Consider the following 18,535-nt stretch of genomic DNA (forward strand, 5'->3'; position numbering starts at 1 on the left):
GGAACCACTCATGGAAGGATCAACACCATGCATGCGTTGCACGCCGTGATCGCGGTGAAGAGCCTCGATAAGGCCAAGAGCCGCCTGGCCGATCGGCTGCGCCCGGAAAATCGGGCCCGGTTGGTGCTCGCGATGCTCGCCGACACCGTCGCCGCCGCCGTCGCGGTTCCGCGGATCGCGTCGGTCACCGTGGTGACCCCGGATCCGGTCGTCACCGAGCTGGCGCGCACGCTCGGCGCGGTGGTCCATCCCGAACCTCGCCGCGAGGTGATCGATGCGACAGATCCAGACGGCCTGAATACCGCACTCACCGACGCTGCCACCGCATTGCGGCACCGGCACGGTCCGATCGAACTGCTGGCCCTGCAAGCGGATCTGCCCGCGTTGCGCCCCGACGAACTCTCGGCCATGCTCACCGCCGCGCCGGTGGGCGTCCGGTCGGTCGTTGTCGACCACACGGGCAGCGGCACGGCCGCGCTTTTGCTCCGCGATACCGTCGCCCCGCTGGATCCGCGTTTCGGTCCCGACTCGGCGCGTCGGCATATCGCCGCGGGCGCGGTCGACCTTCCCGGTGACTGGCCCGGATTGCGGCTCGACGTCGATACCGCCGACGATCTGGACCGTGCCGTCGAACTCGGCGCGGGCGATTCGACAAGTGCTGTCCTGCACGACATCGGTTGGCCGATTCGCATTCACGAGCGGGTACGCCGGGTGTGCTAGCCGGTCGCCACATCCGGGGTGATACGCACGGCAAAGATGCTGTCGGGCTGCACATGGCCCGCTTCGTAGGGGATGATCGTTGTCGTGAGTGAGCGAAGCAAGCGATTCCGGAACCAGCGTGCGTCGCGCATGTCGGTGCCGCGTGCCAGCGAGGCGCGGGCATGAGCGATATCGAAACCGTCAAACAACAAGTGCTGCCGGCCGCACTGCCCGCCGCGACACCGCCGGCCGAGGATGCCGGCGCGCAACGGTTGCCACGTGATCGCTACCTGAACCGCGAACTCAGTTGGCTCGACTTCAACACCCGAGTGCTCGCGCTTGCCGAGGACGCGTCGCTGCCATTGTTGGAGCGCGCGAAGTTCCTGGCGATCTTCGCCTCCAATCTGGACGAGTTCTATATGGTCCGCGTCGCCGGCCTCAAACGCCGTGCGGAGACCGGGCTTTCGGTGCGTTCGGCCGACGGCCGCTCGCCCACCGAACAATTGGAGCTGATCACGGCGCGCGCCCAGGAGATCGCCGACCGGCATGCTCGCGTCTTCCTCGACTCGGTACTGCCCGCGCTGACCGCGGAGGGCATCGCGGTCATCGTCTGGTCCGATCTGGATGACGATGAGCGCCAACGCCTCTCGGCCTACTTTCAGGATCAGGTCTTTCCGGTACTCACCCCGCTCGCGGTGGATCCGGCGCACCCGTTCCCCTACATCAGCGGCCTGAGTCTCAACCTCGCGGTGACGGTGAAGGATGCCTCCACCGGCGGCGAGCATTTCGCCCGCGTCAAGGTGCCCGACAACGTCGACCGCTTCATTCGGGTGCGGCGCACCGACTCCGGCTCCCCGGTCGCGGCCTTCCTGCCGATGGAAGAACTGATTGCCGCGCACCTCGATCTGCTGTTCCCGGGTATGAAGGTGGTCGAACACCACTCGTTCCGAATCACCCGCAATGCCGATTTCGAGGTCGACGAGGATCGCGACGAGGATCTGCTGCAGGCGCTCGAGCGCGAACTCGCCCGTCGACGCTTCGGTTCGCCGGTTCGACTAGAGGTCTCCGACGATATGACCGAGCACATGCTCGATCTGCTGTTGCGCGAGCTCGAGGTCGATCCCGGCGATGTGATCCAGGTGCCCGGGCTGCTCGACCTGTCCTGCCTGTGGCAGGTGTGCGGCGTGGACCGGCCCAATCTCAAGGACGCACCGTATGTGCCCGCGACGCCGCCCGCGTTCGGCGAGCGCGAAACACCGCGCAATGTCTTCCAGGCACTGCGCGAGGGCGATGTGCTGGTGCACCACCCCTACGACTCCTTTTCCACCAGCGTGCAGCGCTTCATCGAACAGGCCGCCGCCGACCCGCAGGTGCTGGCGATCAAGCAGACCCTGTACCGCACTTCCGGTGACTCCCCGATTGTGAACGCGCTCATCGACGCGGCCGAGGCCGGTAAACAGGTCGTCGCGCTGGTCGAGATCAAGGCCCGCTTCGACGAACAGGCCAATATCAAATGGGCCCGCGCGCTGGAGCAGGCGGGCGTGCATGTGGTCTACGGCCTCATCGGACTCAAGACGCACTGCAAGACCTGCTTGGTGGTGCGCCGCGAGGGTTCGACCATCCGCCGCTACTGCCACATCGGCACCGGCAACTACAACCCGAAGACCGCGCGTCTCTACGAGGACGTCGGGTTACTCACCGCCGCACCCGAAATCGGTGCCGACCTGACCGATCTGTTCAATTCGCTGACCGGTTACTCGCGAAAGGCCAACTACCGCAACCTGCTTGTCGCACCGCAGGGTGTGCGCGCCGGAATCATCGAACGGATCCAGCGCGAGATCGAGCTGGCGCAGCAGGGCATCCCGGCCCGAATCCGGATGAAGGCCAATGCAATTGTCGACGAGCAAGTCATCGACGCGCTCTACCGAGCTTCTCAGGCCGGTGTACCGGTGCAGATCGTGGTGCGCGGCATCTGCGGTCTGCGACCCGGTGTCGAGGGAATGAGCGAGAACATCGAGGTGCGCTCGATTCTCGGACGCTTCCTGGAACATTCGCGGATCATGCACTTCCAGGCCCAAGACCAATACTGGATCGGCAGCGCCGACATGATGCACCGGAATCTGGACCGGCGCGTGGAAGTCATGGCGCAGGTGAAGGATCCGAAGCTGTGCGAGCAGTTGGGCTCGGTATTCGACTCGGCGCTGTATCCGACGACCCGCTGCTGGGTACTCCAAGCCGACGGCAGCTGGCATGCCTCGCCCGACGGCGCCGAACGCGACGGCGTCGAGGTGCGAGACCACCAGCAATTCATGATGCGAGTGCGGAGACCGGATCAGCAGTGAGTATGACGGGATACGAAATGGACGGGGGACCGTTCTGGGATCCCCGGGTAACAGCCAACATTCACGCCGCGGGTGCGGTGCTGTGGCGCAGAGCGGCCACTGACTCCGGTGGCATCGAGATCGCCGTGGTGCACCGTCCCAAGTACCAGGATTGGTCGCTGCCGAAAGGCAAACTCGATCCGGGCGAGACGCCGGTGCTCGCCGCTGTGCGTGAGGTCCGTGAGGAAACCGGCCTCGACTGCCGGCTCGGTCGCTACCTCGGGCACGTCACCTATCCGATTCCGGGGCATCGGAAACTCAAGCGGGTCGACTATTGGGCCGCCGAGGTTTGCGGCGGTGAATTCAGTGCCAATTCCGAGGTCGATGTGCTGTCCTGGCACACCTTGGACCGGGTGATGGACCAATTGTCGTATCCGATGGACCGACAGGTGATGCGCGCCTTCACCCGCCTGCCCGCCGCCACCAGCACGCTGCTTGTAGTGCGGCATGCCAAAGCGGGCAGCAGGGACCGATTCGACGGTCCGGACGAGCAGCGCCCGCTGGAGCGGGCCGGTCGGGCCCAAGCCGACGCGTTGGTCCCGAATCTACTGGCATTCGGTGCATCTGAGATCTATTCGGCCGATCCGGAGCGCTGCGTCCAGACGGTGCAACCGCTGGCCGAGAAACTCGGCGCACTCATCAACATCGAACCGGATTTTTCCGAAACCGCTTATGCCGCAGCGCCGGACAAGGCTCGACAGCGCGCCGTTGCTCTTGTGTCCGATCGTGCGGTGCGCGTTCTGTGCAGTCAGGGCAAGGTGATTCCCGATCTGCTGCGCTGGTGGGCCGATCGGGATGGCATCACGCTGCCGTCCGCGCGCAACCGCAAGGGCAGTGTGTGGGTGCTGTCGTTCGCCTCGGGTCGACTGGTCGCCGCCGACCACCTCGACCGGTCACTCTCGGACGCCATCGTCAAGTCCTGACGCCCGCAGGGACCACAACCGTCATACGGTCGCTTCTGCGGACCAAATCCAGACGTGGACAGCCGAAACGGCCCCGGGGCGAACCTCGGGGCCGTTTCGAGTCGGTTATGCCGGTGATTCCGCCTAGCGGAGCCGAATCACTCGGCGGCACTGCACCTTCAGCGTCAGCGTCAGCGCGCGCGGCGAGCCGGAGCCTTCTTGGCCGCAGACTTCTTCGCGGGTGCCTTCTTCGCGACCGTCTTCTTGGCGGCGGTGGTGGTGGTCTTCTTGGCCGCCGTAGTCGACTTCTTGGCCGCTGTCGCCTTCTTGGCGACGGTCTTCTTGGCGGGTGCCTTCTTCGCGGCAGTCTTGGTGGCAGTTGCCTTGCGCGCCGTCGTCTTTGCCGGGGCCTTCTTGGCCGCCGTCTTCTTCGCGGGCGCCTTGGTGGCGGTCGTCTTCTTGGCGGCGGCCTTCTTCGCCGCCGTCTTCTTTGCGGCCGCCTTCTTGGCTGCCACCGGTGCATTCGCGCCGCGCTTTACCGCAGGGCCGCTCGCGGTCAGCTTCTGCTTACCCGCAATTACGGCTTTGAACTGCGCGCCCGGACGGAACGCTGGCACCGAAGTGGGCTTCACCTTCACGGTTTCACCGGTACGCGGGTTCCGCGCGACGCGAGCCGCACGCTTACGCTGTTCGAACACACCGAATCCGGTGATTGTGACGCTCTGACCCTTGTGCACCGCGCGCACGATGGTGTCGACCACGTGCTCGACTGCCGCGGTGGCCGTGCGCCTGTCCGTACCCAACTTTTCGGTCAGAACGTCGATCAGTTCCGCCTTGTTCATTGAATCCTCCGCAGACTAATGGCCCGTCGTCGGACCGACTAGGTACCACGGTAAACCCACTTTGAGCAAGAGTCTATGTGCCACGCCAAAATTCATGTGGTTTAGCACACGTCCAGCTACCACCCCAAGGCTAACTCAGCTATCGCTACCGGGCGATTACACCTGCGAAATATGCGCCGGAAGGGTTGTGGGTTTCCAACTTGGCCTTGCCTTTTCGAACTCGCCGATGACGTCACTACGCCGTAGTGTCAGCCCGATGTCGTCCAATCCTTCGAGCAGACGCCACCGCGTGTAGTCATCAATATCGAACGGCAACACGACGGTTCCGGCCGTCACCGTGCGCGCCTCGAGGTCTACTACCAATTCGAGACCGGGCTGTTCCTCGAGCAACTTCCAGAGCATTTCGACATCGTTCTGTGACATCTGCGCGGCCAACAGTCCACCCTTACCCGCATTGCCGCGGAAGATGTCAGCGAAGCGCGCGGAGATGACGACTCGAAAGCCGTAGTCCGACAGCGCCCATACAGCGTGCTCGCGGGAGGATCCGGTACCGAAGTCCGGGCCGGCCACCAGCACACTGCCACGGTTATACGGTTCGGTGTTCAGAATGAAGTCCGGATCCGATCGCCATGCTGCGAACAGTCCGTCCTCGAATCCCGTTCGCGTCACCCGCTTCAGGTACACGGCCGGAATGATCTGATCGGTGTCGACATTGGATCGGCGCAGCGGCACTCCGATCCCCTTGTGCACAGTGAAGGCTTCCATTTGCTGATTCTCCTGGGTCATTAGACGATTTGGGCTGGCTGTTTCGAGTGACTTGCAAGCAGTCACTAGCGGCGCTGTTTCGAGCGACCCGCAAGCAGTCGCTGGCCGCCAGCAGAACGAATCGGCGCGGACACAACGGCGTCCGCGCGCCGATCAGTCCAGATCCGTAGGCGAGGACAGGGTGCCGCGGACTGCCGTAGCGGCCGCTACGAGCGGGGAAACCAGGTGTGTACGGCCACCTTTGCCCTGCCGACCCTCGAAGTTACGGTTCGAAGTCGAAGCACAACGCTGACCCGGCGCGAGCTGATCGGGATTCATTCCCAAGCACATCGAGCAGCCCGCCTGACGCCATTCGGCGCCCGCCGCGGTGAAAATCTCGCCCAATCCTTCTTTTTCCGCCTGAGCGCGCACCCGCATAGATCCCGGTACAACCAACATTCGCACCCCGTCGGCGACGCGGCGTCCCTTCAAAATCCCGGCGACCGCACGCAAATCCTCGATGCGTCCGTTGGTGCACGAACCGACGAATACGGCGTCGACCGATACATCACGAAGCGGAGTACCCGGCTCCAAATCCATGTATCGCAACGCTTTCTCCGCGGACTCGCGCGCCGTCTCGTCGGTAATCTGCGCGGGATCGGGTACCTGCGCACCCAGTGGCGCACCCTGCCCCGGGTTGGTACCCCAGGTGACGAACGGGGTCAGCGAGGCGGCGTCGATGTGCACCTCAGCGTCGAAAACCGCCCCCTCATCGGTCGCGAGCGCATCCCAGGCGGCCACTGCGGCATCCCAGTCGGCTCCCTGCGGCGCGTGCGGGCGGCCTTTGAGGAATTCATAGGTGGTTTCGTCAGCAGCGATCATGCCGGCCCGCGCGCCCGCCTCGATCGACATGTTGCAGATCGTCATTCGCGCCTCCATGGACATGGCGCGAATGGCCTCGCCGCGATACTCGAGCACATAACCCTGACCACCGCCGGTACCGATCTGGGCGATGACCGCCAGAATCAGGTCCTTGCTCGTCACACCGGGCGGCAATTGGCCGTCCACGGTGATCGCCATGGTCTTGAACGGGCGCAGCGAGAGTGTCTGCGTGGCAAGGACGTGCTCGACCTCGCTGGTACCGATGCCCATGGCCAGCGCGCCGAACGCGCCGTGCGTGGAGGTGTGGCTATCGCCGCACACCACCGTCATTCCGGGCTGGGTCAAACCCAATTGCGGCCCGACGACGTGCACGATGCCCTGATCCAGATCCCCCATCGGGTGCAGTCGCACACCGAATTCCGCGCAATTGCGGCGCAGCGTCTCGACCTGGGTGCGCGAAATAGGGTCCGCGATCGGCTTATCGATATCGATCGTCGGGACGTTGTGGTCCTCGGTCGCGATGGTGAGATCGGGACGGCGCACCGGACGCCCCGCGGCGCGAAGTCCGTCGAAGGCCTGCGGGCTGGTCACCTCGTGTACGAGGTGCAGATCGATGTAGATCAGATCGGGCTCCCGCGAGGCGCCCTCGCCCTGTCCGCGGGCGACGACATGCTGCTCCCACACCTTCTCGGCCAGTGTGCGACGCTCGGCCATTCTCGATCACCTTTCCGACGAGCAACCGGGGTACGCGATCCGGGCTGAGACGCGCTCACGGCTGCACAAGTTTTCGACTGTTTCCGACGCGTCCGGAGCGAGCAGTCCACTAAAATGGCTTTCTCAGTATCCGAGACGCTAATATCGTTCTATGAGACAGCATAGCGGTATCGGCGTCCTCGATAAAGCGGTGTCAGTGTTATATGCCGTCGCCGAGCACCCATGCGGTCTCAACGAACTGTGCACCCGCACCGGCCTGCCCCGGGCCACCGCCCATCGCCTAGCCGTCGGGCTCGAGGTGCACCGGCTGCTGTCCCGCGACAACAACGGCCTGTGGCGGCCCGGACCCGCCCTGGCCGAACTCGCTGCCGGGGCCACCGATCCACTGCACGAGGCGGCTACGGCCATTCTCCCCCGCCTGCGCGAGATCACCGGCGAGAGCGTTCAGATCTACTGCCGGGACGGCAATGCGCGGGTCTGCATCGCGGCCCTCGAACCGCCAGTCGGCCTGCGCGACACCGTGCCGATCGGGGCGCGACTGCCGCTCACCGCGGGCTCGGCGGCCAAGGTGCTGGTCGCCTGGGCAGATCCGGAACTGCAGCGCATCATCCTGGCCGACGCGGTATTCGGCGAGCGGGCACTGGCCGAGGTCCGCAAGCGCGGCTGGGCCCAGAGCGCCGCCGAGCGGGCCAGCGGTGTGGCCAGCGTCTCCGCACCAGTGCGCGACGCTGCGGGCCACGTCATCGCGGCCGTCTCGGTATCCGGACCGATCGATCGCATGGGCCGCAGGCCGGGCGCGCGCTGGGCGGCCGACCTGGTCGCCGCCGCTGACGCACTTCACAAGCGACTGTAACGCGTTCTAGTTTCGACCCTCTAAAGTTGGTGCGCATGGGAGTAAACCAACGGGCACAGATCGTCATGTCCGACGCCGAGATTTCCGAATTCCTGGAGCGCAGCCGCATCGCGACGCTGGCCACCATCGGCCCGAACGGTGCACCGCATCTGACCGCGATGTGGTACGCCCTGATCGACGGCGAGATCTGGTTCGAGACCAAAGCCAAATCGCAAAAAGCGGTGAACCTACGCCGCGACCCCCGCGTAACCTGCATGGTCGAGGCGGGCCAGACCTACGACCAGCTGCGCGGCGTCTCGATCGAAGGCCACGCCGAGATCATCGATGATGCGGACAAGCTCTTCGCCGTCGGCGTGAGCGTTTGGGAGCGCTACACCGGCCCCTACAGCGAAGAGGTCCGCCCGCTCGTCGAGCAGATGCTCAACAAGCGCATAGCGGTCCGCGTTATCCCAGATCGCCTGCGCAGCTGGGACCACCGCAAACTCGGCCTCCCCCAACTCCCGGTAGGCGGCACCACCGCCCAACCCCTCGACTGATCGCGCCACGCGGACAAAATCCGCCTGACACGCCGGGTGCGGCACAGTAGCGTCAACCCTGTTCGACCCGAATCGGCAGCGCGGCGACGCCCCGTGGCGCGCGCCACCCGGCCGCGACGACGAGGAGCAGACATGGCGGAAGCAGAAAGTTCCAACGGCAAGGCGGCACCAAGCACCGAAGAGGTAAAACGCAAGTTCAAGGAAGCCCTGGAGCGCAAAAACCAGCACCACGCCAAGTCGAACGACCACCTCGACGGCCGCTCCAAGGCCACCTCCGCCCAAGGCAACGCGAGCCATAAGCGGGAATTCCGCCGCAAGAGCGGATAGGAAGCCCAACCGATACGCAAGAGGCCCTCCAGCGGACCGCTGGAGGGCCTCTTGTGTATCGCGGCCCTGTCGAGACCCCAACTCCGGCGGATCACAAGGAACTCGGGTCACCTGCTCAACGGCACAATGCCGGCCCAGCCCCGACCAAGCAGCGCCATCCCGAGCCAGCCGTCCAGGAGGCGCAAGCCCCAAGCGGCAACCAACCGCCTCCCGGATAACGGCACCCTGAGCTGACGTTATCCCGGGCGCACCACCGTCCCGAGTAAGTGCCCTAGGAGCGCAGCCCTCTGGCTAGGGACATCGGCTCCCACTCACAACAACCTGATGATCCCACTCCCCACCACCGCGACAAACGCCCCCAGCAGCAGCGAGGAAACAGACCCCCACCCACCCAAATGACACCCATGACCTGCTGTTCCGGGGCGAAGCCTCCGGCCGAACTCGGGGGTCCGGGGGCAAAGCCCTCCGGGTGGGGGTGTGGGGGTTTCACCCCCACAAGACAATGCGAAGCAGAAAAAGGCCCATGCTCTCCATGAGCATGGGCCTCCCATTCTGCGTAGCCCCGACGGGATTCGAACCCGCGCTACCGCCTTGAGAGGGCGGCGTCCTAGGCCGCTAGACGACGGGGCCAGGACTGGATCTCCCACATTTCAGTGGGTGATCTTTCCGGTTGATCTTTCGATCAGTGGAAGCTCGGTTAGCTTAGCCGACCGGAGCTCGGCGACCAAATCGCCGGATGCTGAACAACTTTCGGTCGCGCGCCGAGAGGAGAACAACATTTCCGCTGGGGTACCAGGACTCGAACCTAGAATGGCTGAACCAGAATCAGCTGTGTTGCCAATTACACCATACCCCAATGACCAGGACGTTCGACCTCGTGTCCGGCTGACCCGAGGCCCTGTTCCGAGCCGAGAAGTAGAGTACCAAACCGCATACGGTTTACTACAAATCGCCTGTTCAACGCCCTGTTTTTTGGTCAGAGACAGATTTTCAGGCCGGTGCCGTCCAGTCCCGCGCCGAGCGCAGTCGAGCCAGGCTCGTCTCGCGGCCGAGCAGCTCCAGCGATTCGTACAGCGGCGGGCTGATATGCGAACCCGTCACTGCCACTCGCACTGGTGCGAACGCCTTGCGCGGTTTGAGCCCCAGATCATCGATGAGCGCCGTTTTGAGCGCATCCTCGATAGTGGGGGTGGTCCAGGCCGGCAGCGGCTCGAGCGCGGCAATGGCGGCATCCAATACCGGCGTCGCTTCGGAACCGAGATTCTTCGACCCCGCCGCAGGATCAATCGCGAACTGTTCCGCGGGCGCCAACAAGAAACGCAGCAGATCCCATGCGTCGGACAACACCACGATCCGGGTCTGCACCAGTTCGGCGGCCGCGGCGAACAACTTGTCGTCGATGTCGGCGCCGATGTGGCCGTGTTCGGTGAGGAACTCACGCAAGCGGTGCGTGAAATCACCCGGCTCCAGCAATCGGATGTGTTCGGCGTTGAGTGCGTCGGCCTTCTTCTGATCGAAACGGGCCGGATTCGAATTCACCTTCGAGATATCGAAGGCTGCCACCATCTCTGCCATCGAGAAAACATCGCGATCATCCGCGATGCCCCAGCCGAGTAGCGCCAGGTAATTCAGCAAACCCTCCGGGATGAATCCCCTATCCCGATGGACGAACAGATTCGACTCCGGATCGCGCTTGGACAACTTCTTGTTGCCCTGCCCCATCACGAACGGCAGATGACCGAACTCGGGAGTGAACTCGGCGACGCCGATCCGGCGCATAGCCGCATAGAGCGCGATTTGACGGGGAGTGGACGAGAGAATGTCCTCACCGCGCAACACATGGGTGATCTTCATCAATGCGTCGTCGACCGGGTTAACCAGCGTATAGAGCGGATCGCCATTACCGCGAGTGAGTGCGAAATCGGGCACGGTACCGGCTTTGAAGGTGGTTTCGCCGCGCACGAGATCGTGCCAGGTGATGTCTTCATCGGGCATTCGGAGTCGGATTACCGCCGGGCGTCCGGCGGCACGATGGGCCGCGATCTCCCCGGGGGTGAGATCGCGGTCATAGTTGTCGTAGCCGAGTTTCGGATCCCGGCCCGCGGCGCGATGGCGCTCTTCGACTTCCTCGGCCGTCGAAAAGGATTCGTAGGCTTCACCGGCGGCCAGCAAATTCCGCACGACCTCCATATGCAGCTCGCGTCGCTGCGATTGCCGATAGGGGGCATAGGGCCCGCCGACCTCCGGCCCCTCGTCCCAGGTGAGGCCGAGCCAGCGCAGCGCGTCCAGGATCGCACCGTAGGATTCTTCGGAATCGCGTGCGGCATCGGTATCTTCGATGCGAAAGACGAACTTGCCGCCGGTGTGGCGGGCGTACGCCCAATTGAACAGCGCCGTCCGGACCAGGCCGACATGCGGCGTTCCGGTCGGTGACGGGCAGAAGCGGACCCGTACTTCAGTCATGGCTCTCTTTCGACTAGCGCTTGGCGGCAACAGGATTGGTGAGGGTTCCGATGCCCTCGACGGTGACGGAGACGTTCTGTCCGGCCTGCAGTGGGCCGACGCCCTCCGGGGTGCCGGTGAGCAGCACATCGCCGGGCAGCAGTGTCATCACCGTGGTCACCCACTCGATGAACTTCGGAATATCATGCAGCAGAAGCGAAGTGCGGCTGCGCTGGCGGACCTCGCCGTCGACTTCGGTGACGATCTCCAGATCCGAAGGGTCGAGCGAGGTTTCGATCCACGGGCCGAGCGGGCAGAAGGTGTCGTAGCCCTTGCCCCGGGTCCACTGACCGTCGTGCTTCTGCTGATCGCGCGCGGTCACATCGTTGGCGACGGTGTAGCCGAGCACCACATCGAGCGCGCGGGCGGCGGGCACATCCTTGCACGGACGGCCGATGACGATTGCCAGCTCGCCCTCGTAGTCCACCTGGGATGAGCTGGGCGGCAATACGATCGACGCATTCGGGCCGATGATCGAGGTGCTCGGCTTCATGAAGATCACCGGATCCGCCGGTGCGACCCCACCCATTTCGGCCGCGTGCGCGGCGTAGTTCTTACCGATGCAGACCACCTTGCTGGCCAGAATCGGCGCGAGCAGGCGCACGTCGGCCAGCGGCCAACTCCGCCCGGTGAATGTCGGAGTACCGAACGGATGTTCCGCGATCTCCTTGGCGACGCTCTGGCTCCCCTCCCCTTCGATGCTGACGAAAGCGACTCCATCGGGACTGGCGATTCGACCTAGACGCATGCACCGCAGTCTATCGACCGCCCTCGACCTGCTCGAACGCGCCCGACCGAGCGGTCCGGAACCGTACGGGGTGGCGGGTTCGGCGGCCCGCGATGTGAGCAGTTCGACAGAACCACAGCGGAATCCAGTTGCTCACCGGGTGTACGGTAAGTCTCGATGTTCACACAATGAGAACTCATTCCCATATATTGAGATTTCGAGGTGAGGCCGATGGCTACGACGGTGACGCAGATGCGCGACATCCGACGGTGGTCCATGCTCGGTCTCGGCGTGTTCGCGCAGGCCTCCAGTGCCGTCTTCATCCACGGCGTGCCATTTCTACTGCCCGCGCTGACCGCCGACGGCATGCCGCTGGCTACCGCGGGCCTGCTCGTGGCCATGCCGACCGTCGGGTTGGTGTGCACGCTGATCGCCTGGGGATATGTCGTGGACCGGATCGGCGAGCACAAGGTGCTGGTCAGCGGACCGCTGCTGATGTTCGGTGCCGGTGTCGCGGCGGCTACCGTCTCCGATTACGTGCTGCTCGGCGCATTGTTGTTCCTTGGCGGCGTCGGCGCGGCGAGTACGAATGGCGCCAGCGGCCGGGTGATCGTCGGGTGGTTCCCGCCGCAGCGACGCGGACTGGCAATGGGAATTCGACAGACCGCACAGCCGATCGGCGTCGGTATCGGCGCGCTCAGCATTCCGGCCGTTGCGGCCGCGCACGGTGTCTCGGCGGCCATTCTGGTGCCCGCGGTGATGGCGGGGGTCGCCGCGCTCGGCTGCCTGATCGGGATCGTCGATCCGCCACGGCCCGCGGGCCGCGCAGCGGATCGGGTCAACCCGTATCGCGGCGATTCCACCCTGTGGCGCATCCATGCGGTGTCGGTACTGCTGTGCATTCCCCAAGGGACCGTATGGACTTTCGCATTATTGTGGTTGCACAATGACGTTGGCTGGTCGCTGCCCGTAGCGGGTGCTCTGGTGACCGGAACCCAATTCCTCGGCGCCCTAGGACGAATCGGCGCCGGCGCCTGGTCCGACCGCGTCGGCAGCCGACTGGGGCCGCTGCGCACCGTCGCCATCGCCGCCGTAATCTCCATGGGCGCCTTGGCTTTGGCCGCGTGGACGGATGCATGGTGGGCCGCGATTCCGTTGCTGATCGCCGCGTCGATCATCACGGTCTCCGATAACGGTTTGGCTTTCACGGCGGTCGCCGAGACCGCCGGACCGTTCTGGAGTGGACGCGGACTGGGTATCCAGAACACCGGCCAGAACCTCGCAATGGCCGCTATACCACCGATTTTCGGCGCGCTGATCACCGCAAGCGGATTCCCTGCCGCCTACCTGCTGGCCGCCGTGTTGGCAATGGCGGCGGTTCCACTGGTCCCTGTTCACCGCCGATCCGATTAACGGCCCCTTAGGAATTCGCGCCCGTTCCGGTTCGCCGGTGCGAGCGCGATGGATGTGCGTCGGCCGGCCAACTCCGACGACGCAATCGGGCCGCCATCATGACCGCACATGCAGGGCCCACCGCGGAACAATTGGCCGACCTCGCAAGCTCGGACCAGTCGTCACCGAATCCGTCAGTGCGGCAGCCACGGTCGTCGAACAGCAGTCCAGCGGTCGCCCGCTGCGATGTTGGCGGCCATCGGGCCGATCGCCGAGCCTACGGCGCGGGTCCACGATGCTATCGCGGGTGTCATCCATGAGTCGATTCGATGCATTGCCGCGCGGATCGGCGCCGCACTGACCGAGCGCGAATAGTTCAGATCTCGATCAAAACAGCTGGATCGAAACTCACCCGGAACGGTGGCTCGGCGCGGATCGACGCGGTGAATACGGTTCCTGCCGGCACCACTGGATGGGCGCTAAAGGCACCGTCCGCGAGCAGCATTCGGTGGATCCGGACCTCCGGATGATGTTCGACTATCCAGTACTGCGGAATGTCGATGGCCGCGTACTCGCGAACCTTCCTGACCCGATCGGTGCGTTCGCTGCCGTCGCCCGGCGTGACGACCTCCACGGCGAGCAGCACCTCCGCACCGGCAACCAGTCTGGGCGTTTCGGCGATAATCGCAGCCCGTGCCACATCTCTCGGGATCACCACGATATCGGGCTTGCGAATGCCGCTGGGCGTGTTGACTTCCCAACCACCGCCGATAAATACATGCACCGCGGCCCCACCGGCCGCGACATCGATGAGCCGCCCGACCCGCTGCACCACGAAATCGTGACGCGCACCGCCCACGATCTCGATCAACCATCCGTCCTCGAGCTCGAAACCCTTACCGCCGTTCGGCAAACAGCGCAGATCGACATCGGTAAACGGTCCCCGACGCTCGGTCATTGGATTCCCTCGTGTTCCTGCGGAGCGGAAAGGCCCGCACTCGAAACTCGCTCGAGCGCGGGCCTCAGACAGAACACGTCAGACCGCCGCGGCGATCCGATCTCCGATCTCGACGGTCGAAGCCCCACCGGTGCGCGACGCGAGATCCTTGGCGACCGCCGCTTCGATGCGGGCGGCGCCTTCGGTATTTCCGAGATGGTTGAGCAGCAACGCCACCGACAGAATCGCGGCGGTCGGATCGGCCTTGGACTGACCCGCGATATCGGGGGCGCTGCCGTGGACCGGCTCGAACATGCTCGGGTTGGTGCCGGAGGCATCGATATTGCCGCTGGCCGCCAGGCCGATACCACCGCTGACCGCGGCCGCGAGGTCGGTGATGATGTCGCCGAAGAGGTTGTCGGTGACGATCACATCGTAGCGGCCCGGATCGTTCACCATATGGATGGTGGCGGCGTCGATGTGCTGGTAGGCGGTCTGCACCTCGGGGAACTCCGCCGCGACCTCATTCACCGTGCGCTGCCACAGCGAACCGGCGAAGGTCAGCACATTGTTCTTGTGCACCAGGGTGAGGTGCTTGCGCCGGGCCTGCGCCTTGGCGAAGGCGTAGCGCACGACCCGCTCGATGCCGAAGCGGGTGTTGGTGCTCACCTCGGTGGCCACCTCGTGCGGCGTCTCCACCCGGATCGCGCCGCCGGTGCCGGTGTAGGGGCCCTCGGTGCCCTCGCGCACGACCACGAAGTCGATATCCGGATTGCCCGCGAGCGGACTGGTCACACCCGGGTACAGCTTCGACGGACGCAGGTTCACATGATGATCGAGCGCGAACCGGGTGCGCAGCAGCAGTCCACGCTCGAGCACACCGCTGGGCACCGACGGATCGCCGATCGCGCCGAGCAGGATCGCATCGTGCTGCTTCAGCTCGGGCAGTACCGAATCCGGCAGGATCTCGCCGGTCGCGTGGTAGCGCCGCGCGCCAAGGTCGTATTCGGTCTTCTCGACCCCCGGCTGCACCACGTCGAGCACCTTGAGCGCCTCGGCGATGACCTCGGGCCCGATCCCATCACCAGCGATAACAGCAAGCTTCATAACACCAATGCTCCGTTCAGTAATGCCGACCGCCACCGTACTTCGCCCCGCACCGCTCACCGCTGCCGGGCATCGCAGCGCAGGTTTCCGCACGCCGCGCACTGTTTCGTCCGGCAATCACGTGCGCGGCGCGACACTTCGTGCGCGGCACATGTGACGACGCCGCGCACGGGTAGGTGTGCGCGGCGGCGGTGGCGGTCAGAAGAGGTCGACGACGACGATCTTGGCGGCGCCGACGGATTCGGCGATCGCGGCCTGGACGTCGGCGGGGACTTCGCGGGCCACACGTAGAACCACGGTCGCGCCCTCCTTATCGACATCCTGGCTCAGCTGCGCGGCGAGGATGTCGATCTCGGCCTCACCGAGCTTGGTGCCGATCTTGCCCAGGGCGCCCGGCTTGTCCTCGTAGTTCAGCACGGCCAGATTCAGACCTTCGGCGCGCATGTCGTAGTTGCGACCGTTGATGTTGACGATCTTCTGCACCTGCTGCGGCTCGGTCAGCGTGCCCGCCACATTCAGGGTGCTGCCGTCGCCGAAGACCGCGCGCAGGTCGACGACGCTGCGGTGGCTCGGGCTCTCCGAAACCTTGGTGACCTCGGTGGTAATGCCGCGGTCCTTGGCCAAGGCGGGAGCGTTGACGAAGGTGACCTGGTCCTCGACCAGCGCGGAGAAGATGCCGCGCAGCGCCGAAAGCTCCAGCACCGCAACATCTTGTGCGGCCAGCTCGCCACGCACCTGCACCTCGACGCTGACCGGCAGCTCGTTGGACACCGCACCGAGCAGATGCCCCTGCTTGCGCACGATCTCCAGCCACGGCGCGACCTCGTCGCCGACGGCGCCACCGGTGACGTTCACCGCACCCGGCACGAACTCACCGGCCAGGGCCAGCAGTACGGACTTGGCGACATCGGTGCCCGCGCGGTCCTGTGCCTCGGCGGTGGATGCACCCAGGTGCGGGGTCACCACGACCTGCGGCAGGTCGAACAGCGGACTGTCGGTGCACGGCTCGGTGTCGAATACATCCAGACCGGCGGCACGCACGTGACCCGACTTGATGGCGTCGGCGAGCGCCTGCTCATCGACCAGCCCACCGCGTGCGGCATTGACGATGATGACGCCCGGCTTGGTCTTGGCGATGGCTTCCTTGCCGATGATGCCCTTGGTCTCCGGGGTCTTCGGCAGGTGCACCGAGATCAGGTCGGCGCGCTCGAGCAGCTCGTCCAGGCTCAGCAGTTCGATGCCGAGCTGGGCGGCGCGGGCCGGGGAGACGTAGGGGTCGTACGCGATCACCTTGGTCTCGAAGGCGGCCAGACGCGCGGCGAACAGCTGGCCGATGCGGCCGAGGCCGACCACACCGACGGTCTTGTCGAAGATCTCGACGCCGTTGAACTTGCTGCGCTGCCAGGTCCGCTCGCGCAGAGTGGAATCGGCGGCCGGGATCTGGCGGGCCGCGGCCAGTAGCAGCGTGACGGCGTGCTCGGCGGCGGTGTGGATGTTGGAGGTGGGCGCGTTGACCACCATGACGCCGCGCTCGGTGGCCGCGGGCACATCGACATTGTCGAGGCCGACGCCGGCGCGGGCGACGATCTTCAGGTTCTTCCCGGCCTCGAGCACCTCGGTGTCGACGGTGGTCGCCGAGCGGACGAGTAGGGCATCCGCCTCGGGCACCGCGGCCAGCAGCGCCGGACGGTCGGGGCCGTCGACCCAGCGGACCTCGACACCGTCACCGAGCGCGTCGACGGTCGACTGGGCGAGCTTGTCGGCGATCAGAACAACAGGACGGCCTGCTTGGCTCACTGTGGGGTACTCCTGGGAGGAAAGGGGTCGGCAATTACCGCGCCCAAGCTTAGTTGGCCGGAATCCGCCGCGGCCTACTCCCCCGGTAGGCGGGTGCCTCAACATGGAGGAAGGCCCCGCACCAACGGTGCGAGGCCTTCCCTCGTCGCACGCCGTCACGGCGGCGTCGGCACGATCGATTCGATCGACCGAGACAGCGCTATCAGCCGCCGAAAGAACCCGTCCACAGGGTGTTGAGAATACCGTGCAGAGCAGCGCTACCGGTGGAGAACAGGCCGTTCAGGGCGGCGGAACCGGTGTCGATGATAACGGGGATCATGAAATTCCTCTTCGTCGAAAACTAATCCAGTCGAACTGGCTGACACATGACACATCGGAGCGTGAACAAATCCGGTTACGAAATTCTGGCGAATTGTGACGCAGACTACATATCGCTTTTCATTGTGATCTGGACAACCGACCAACACGCTACTGATCAGGCGATATATGCATGAACGCAGGTCGGAAGCGCTTTTTCGCGCGGTAATTAGATCAGCAAAAGAAGTTTTCTAAGAGATCTCTGAGAGAATGTTCGACAGCGCCTGAGATCTGTCCGAGATAGGACGCGGTGCAACCCCGGCAACCTTCGTACATAACAGACTGCATTGCCGCCTCATCGCGAGTCAGCGTATTAATCGGCGCGATACGTCAGATACGGCCGCGCCAAGATCAACGCGACAGCAAGCATGGCGCTACTTGAATACACGGGCAGCAGAGGAATGAACGCGGCGTAGCGGATGGAGAAGGGGATCACCAGCGCGCTGGCCGAGCCCGCGGCAGCCGTGCCGCGCAGTATCCACTCACGCCTCGCCACTGTCGCCAACCCCACAGCCCGAGGCGACGATCGCCACCGCCGTAGCCATCAGCGCGCCACCGAATCCGGCGATGAGGACGCCGACCCCGGTCGCGATCACCAGCAGGCGGCCTCCGAGCGCGCGGCGCTCGGGACATTCCGACGGCGCCGTCCAATGCGGCGTGGTCGGCTTGCGTCACACTGCGAGGAGGAACGTAGGGAACAGCATGACCGCCGCCGTGACGTGTAGTGGCTCGTCGAAGCCGATCACCAGGAAGTAGAACAGCGCCGGAAACTCGATCAGCCCGGAGAGCAGATACGCGGGGCGCAGACCCGGCGGCCGTATGCCGCCTCAGGCCAC

General features: G+C 64.9%; 16 protein-coding genes and 2 tRNA genes. 7 read left to right on the plus strand and 11 right to left on the minus strand.

What is annotated here, in order from left to right:
- The first annotated feature begins 27 nt into the window (after positions 1–27).
- The 3 genes from cofC to ACIBI6_RS12890 all read left to right on the plus strand — a co-directional run bounded on the left by cofC (position 28) and on the right by ACIBI6_RS12890 (position 4,003).
- On the plus strand, positions 28–720 hold the full coding sequence (cofC, locus tag ACIBI6_RS12880; RefSeq protein ID WP_364341838.1) for a 2-phospho-L-lactate guanylyltransferase: 693 nt from the start codon (positions 28–30) through the stop codon (positions 718–720).
- Positions 721–881: 161 nt separating this feature from the next.
- Entirely contained in the window at positions 882–3,041 is a 2,160-nt protein-coding gene (locus ACIBI6_RS12885; protein ID WP_364341840.1) for an RNA degradosome polyphosphate kinase, read from the plus strand.
- A 2-nt stretch (positions 3,042–3,043) separates the two neighbouring features.
- Positions 3,044–4,003 (plus strand): NUDIX domain-containing protein, encoded by a 960-nt coding sequence (locus tag ACIBI6_RS12890; protein ID WP_396956181.1) that lies wholly within the window; start codon positions 3,044–3,046, stop codon positions 4,001–4,003.
- A gap of 170 nt (positions 4,004–4,173) precedes the next feature.
- Here ACIBI6_RS12890 and ACIBI6_RS12895 read toward each other — a convergent pair whose 3' ends face one another.
- The 3 genes from ACIBI6_RS12895 to leuC all read right to left on the minus strand — a co-directional run bounded on the left by ACIBI6_RS12895 (position 4,174) and on the right by leuC (position 7,164).
- Positions 4,174–4,824 (minus strand): HU family DNA-binding protein, encoded by a 651-nt coding sequence (locus tag ACIBI6_RS12895; RefSeq protein ID WP_364341844.1) that lies wholly within the window; start codon positions 4,822–4,824, stop codon positions 4,174–4,176.
- Positions 4,825–4,980: 156 nt separating this feature from the next.
- Positions 4,981–5,589 (minus strand): 3-isopropylmalate dehydratase small subunit, encoded by a 609-nt coding sequence (gene leuD / locus ACIBI6_RS12900; RefSeq protein WP_364341846.1) that lies wholly within the window; start codon positions 5,587–5,589, stop codon positions 4,981–4,983.
- Positions 5,590–5,742: 153 nt separating this feature from the next.
- Positions 5,743–7,164 carry a 3-isopropylmalate dehydratase large subunit gene (leuC, locus tag ACIBI6_RS12905; protein ID WP_364341848.1) on the minus strand — a complete coding sequence of 474 codons (1,422 nt, stop codon included), beginning with the start codon at positions 7,162–7,164 and terminating at the stop codon, positions 5,743–5,745.
- Positions 7,165–7,315: 151 nt separating this feature from the next.
- Between leuC and ACIBI6_RS12910 the strand changes: the two genes are divergently transcribed.
- From ACIBI6_RS12910 to ACIBI6_RS12920, 3 genes are all read left to right on the plus strand, one after another.
- Entirely contained in the window at positions 7,316–8,017 is a 702-nt protein-coding gene (locus ACIBI6_RS12910) for an IclR family transcriptional regulator (protein WP_364341850.1), read from the plus strand.
- Between the two features lie 35 nt (positions 8,018–8,052).
- The gene (locus ACIBI6_RS12915) at positions 8,053–8,553 is read left to right on the plus strand and encodes a PPOX class F420-dependent oxidoreductase (RefSeq protein WP_364341852.1); all 501 of its coding nucleotides are present in this window, start codon (positions 8,053–8,055) and stop codon (positions 8,551–8,553) included.
- A gap of 132 nt (positions 8,554–8,685) precedes the next feature.
- Positions 8,686–8,880 (plus strand): DUF5302 domain-containing protein, encoded by a 195-nt coding sequence (locus ACIBI6_RS12920; RefSeq protein WP_364341854.1) that lies wholly within the window; start codon positions 8,686–8,688, stop codon positions 8,878–8,880.
- Between the two features lie 557 nt (positions 8,881–9,437).
- On the opposite strand, the gene ACIBI6_RS12925 is transcribed toward ACIBI6_RS12920, so the two are convergent.
- From ACIBI6_RS12925 to ACIBI6_RS12940, 4 genes are all read right to left on the minus strand, one after another.
- Positions 9,438–9,510, minus strand: a tRNA-Glu gene (locus ACIBI6_RS12925).
- 154 nt (positions 9,511–9,664) lie between these two features.
- Positions 9,665–9,736, minus strand: a tRNA-Gln gene (locus ACIBI6_RS12930).
- A 134-nt stretch (positions 9,737–9,870) separates the two neighbouring features.
- A complete protein-coding gene (gltX, locus tag ACIBI6_RS12935; RefSeq protein WP_396956182.1) occupies positions 9,871–11,343 on the minus strand; it encodes a glutamate--tRNA ligase in 1,473 nt (490 codons plus the stop codon).
- 13 nt (positions 11,344–11,356) lie between these two features.
- Positions 11,357–12,130, minus strand: a complete 774-nt coding sequence (locus tag ACIBI6_RS12940) for a fumarylacetoacetate hydrolase family protein (protein ID WP_396956184.1) — start codon at positions 12,128–12,130, stop codon at positions 11,357–11,359.
- Between the two features lie 210 nt (positions 12,131–12,340).
- Between ACIBI6_RS12940 and ACIBI6_RS12945 the strand changes: the two genes are divergently transcribed.
- Complete coding sequence (locus tag ACIBI6_RS12945; protein ID WP_396956185.1) at positions 12,341–13,522, plus strand: MFS transporter; 1,182 nt, start codon at positions 12,341–12,343, stop codon at positions 13,520–13,522.
- Between the two features lie 355 nt (positions 13,523–13,877).
- Here the strand turns inward: ACIBI6_RS12945 and ACIBI6_RS12950 are convergent, their stop codons facing one another.
- The 4 genes from ACIBI6_RS12950 to ACIBI6_RS12965 form a co-directional block, all read right to left on the minus strand.
- The gene (locus ACIBI6_RS12950; RefSeq protein ID WP_396956187.1) at positions 13,878–14,459 is read right to left on the minus strand and encodes a Uma2 family endonuclease; all 582 of its coding nucleotides are present in this window, start codon (positions 14,457–14,459) and stop codon (positions 13,878–13,880) included.
- Between the two features lie 78 nt (positions 14,460–14,537).
- Complete coding sequence (locus tag ACIBI6_RS12955; RefSeq protein WP_364341864.1) at positions 14,538–15,545, minus strand: 3-isopropylmalate dehydrogenase; 1,008 nt, start codon at positions 15,543–15,545, stop codon at positions 14,538–14,540.
- Between the two features lie 198 nt (positions 15,546–15,743).
- Positions 15,744–17,342 carry a phosphoglycerate dehydrogenase gene (serA, locus tag ACIBI6_RS12960; protein WP_396956189.1) on the minus strand — a complete coding sequence of 533 codons (1,599 nt, stop codon included), beginning with the start codon at positions 17,340–17,342 and terminating at the stop codon, positions 15,744–15,746.
- Positions 17,343–18,012: 670 nt separating this feature from the next.
- Entirely contained in the window at positions 18,013–18,195 is a 183-nt protein-coding gene (locus tag ACIBI6_RS12965) for a hypothetical protein (protein WP_396956190.1), read from the minus strand.
- Positions 18,196–18,535: the final 340 nt, after the last annotated feature.

It is taken from the genome of Nocardia sp. NPDC050412 (genome assembly GCF_044458825.1).
In the GTDB taxonomy this organism is placed as follows: Bacteria; Actinomycetota; Actinomycetes; order Mycobacteriales; family Mycobacteriaceae; genus Nocardia.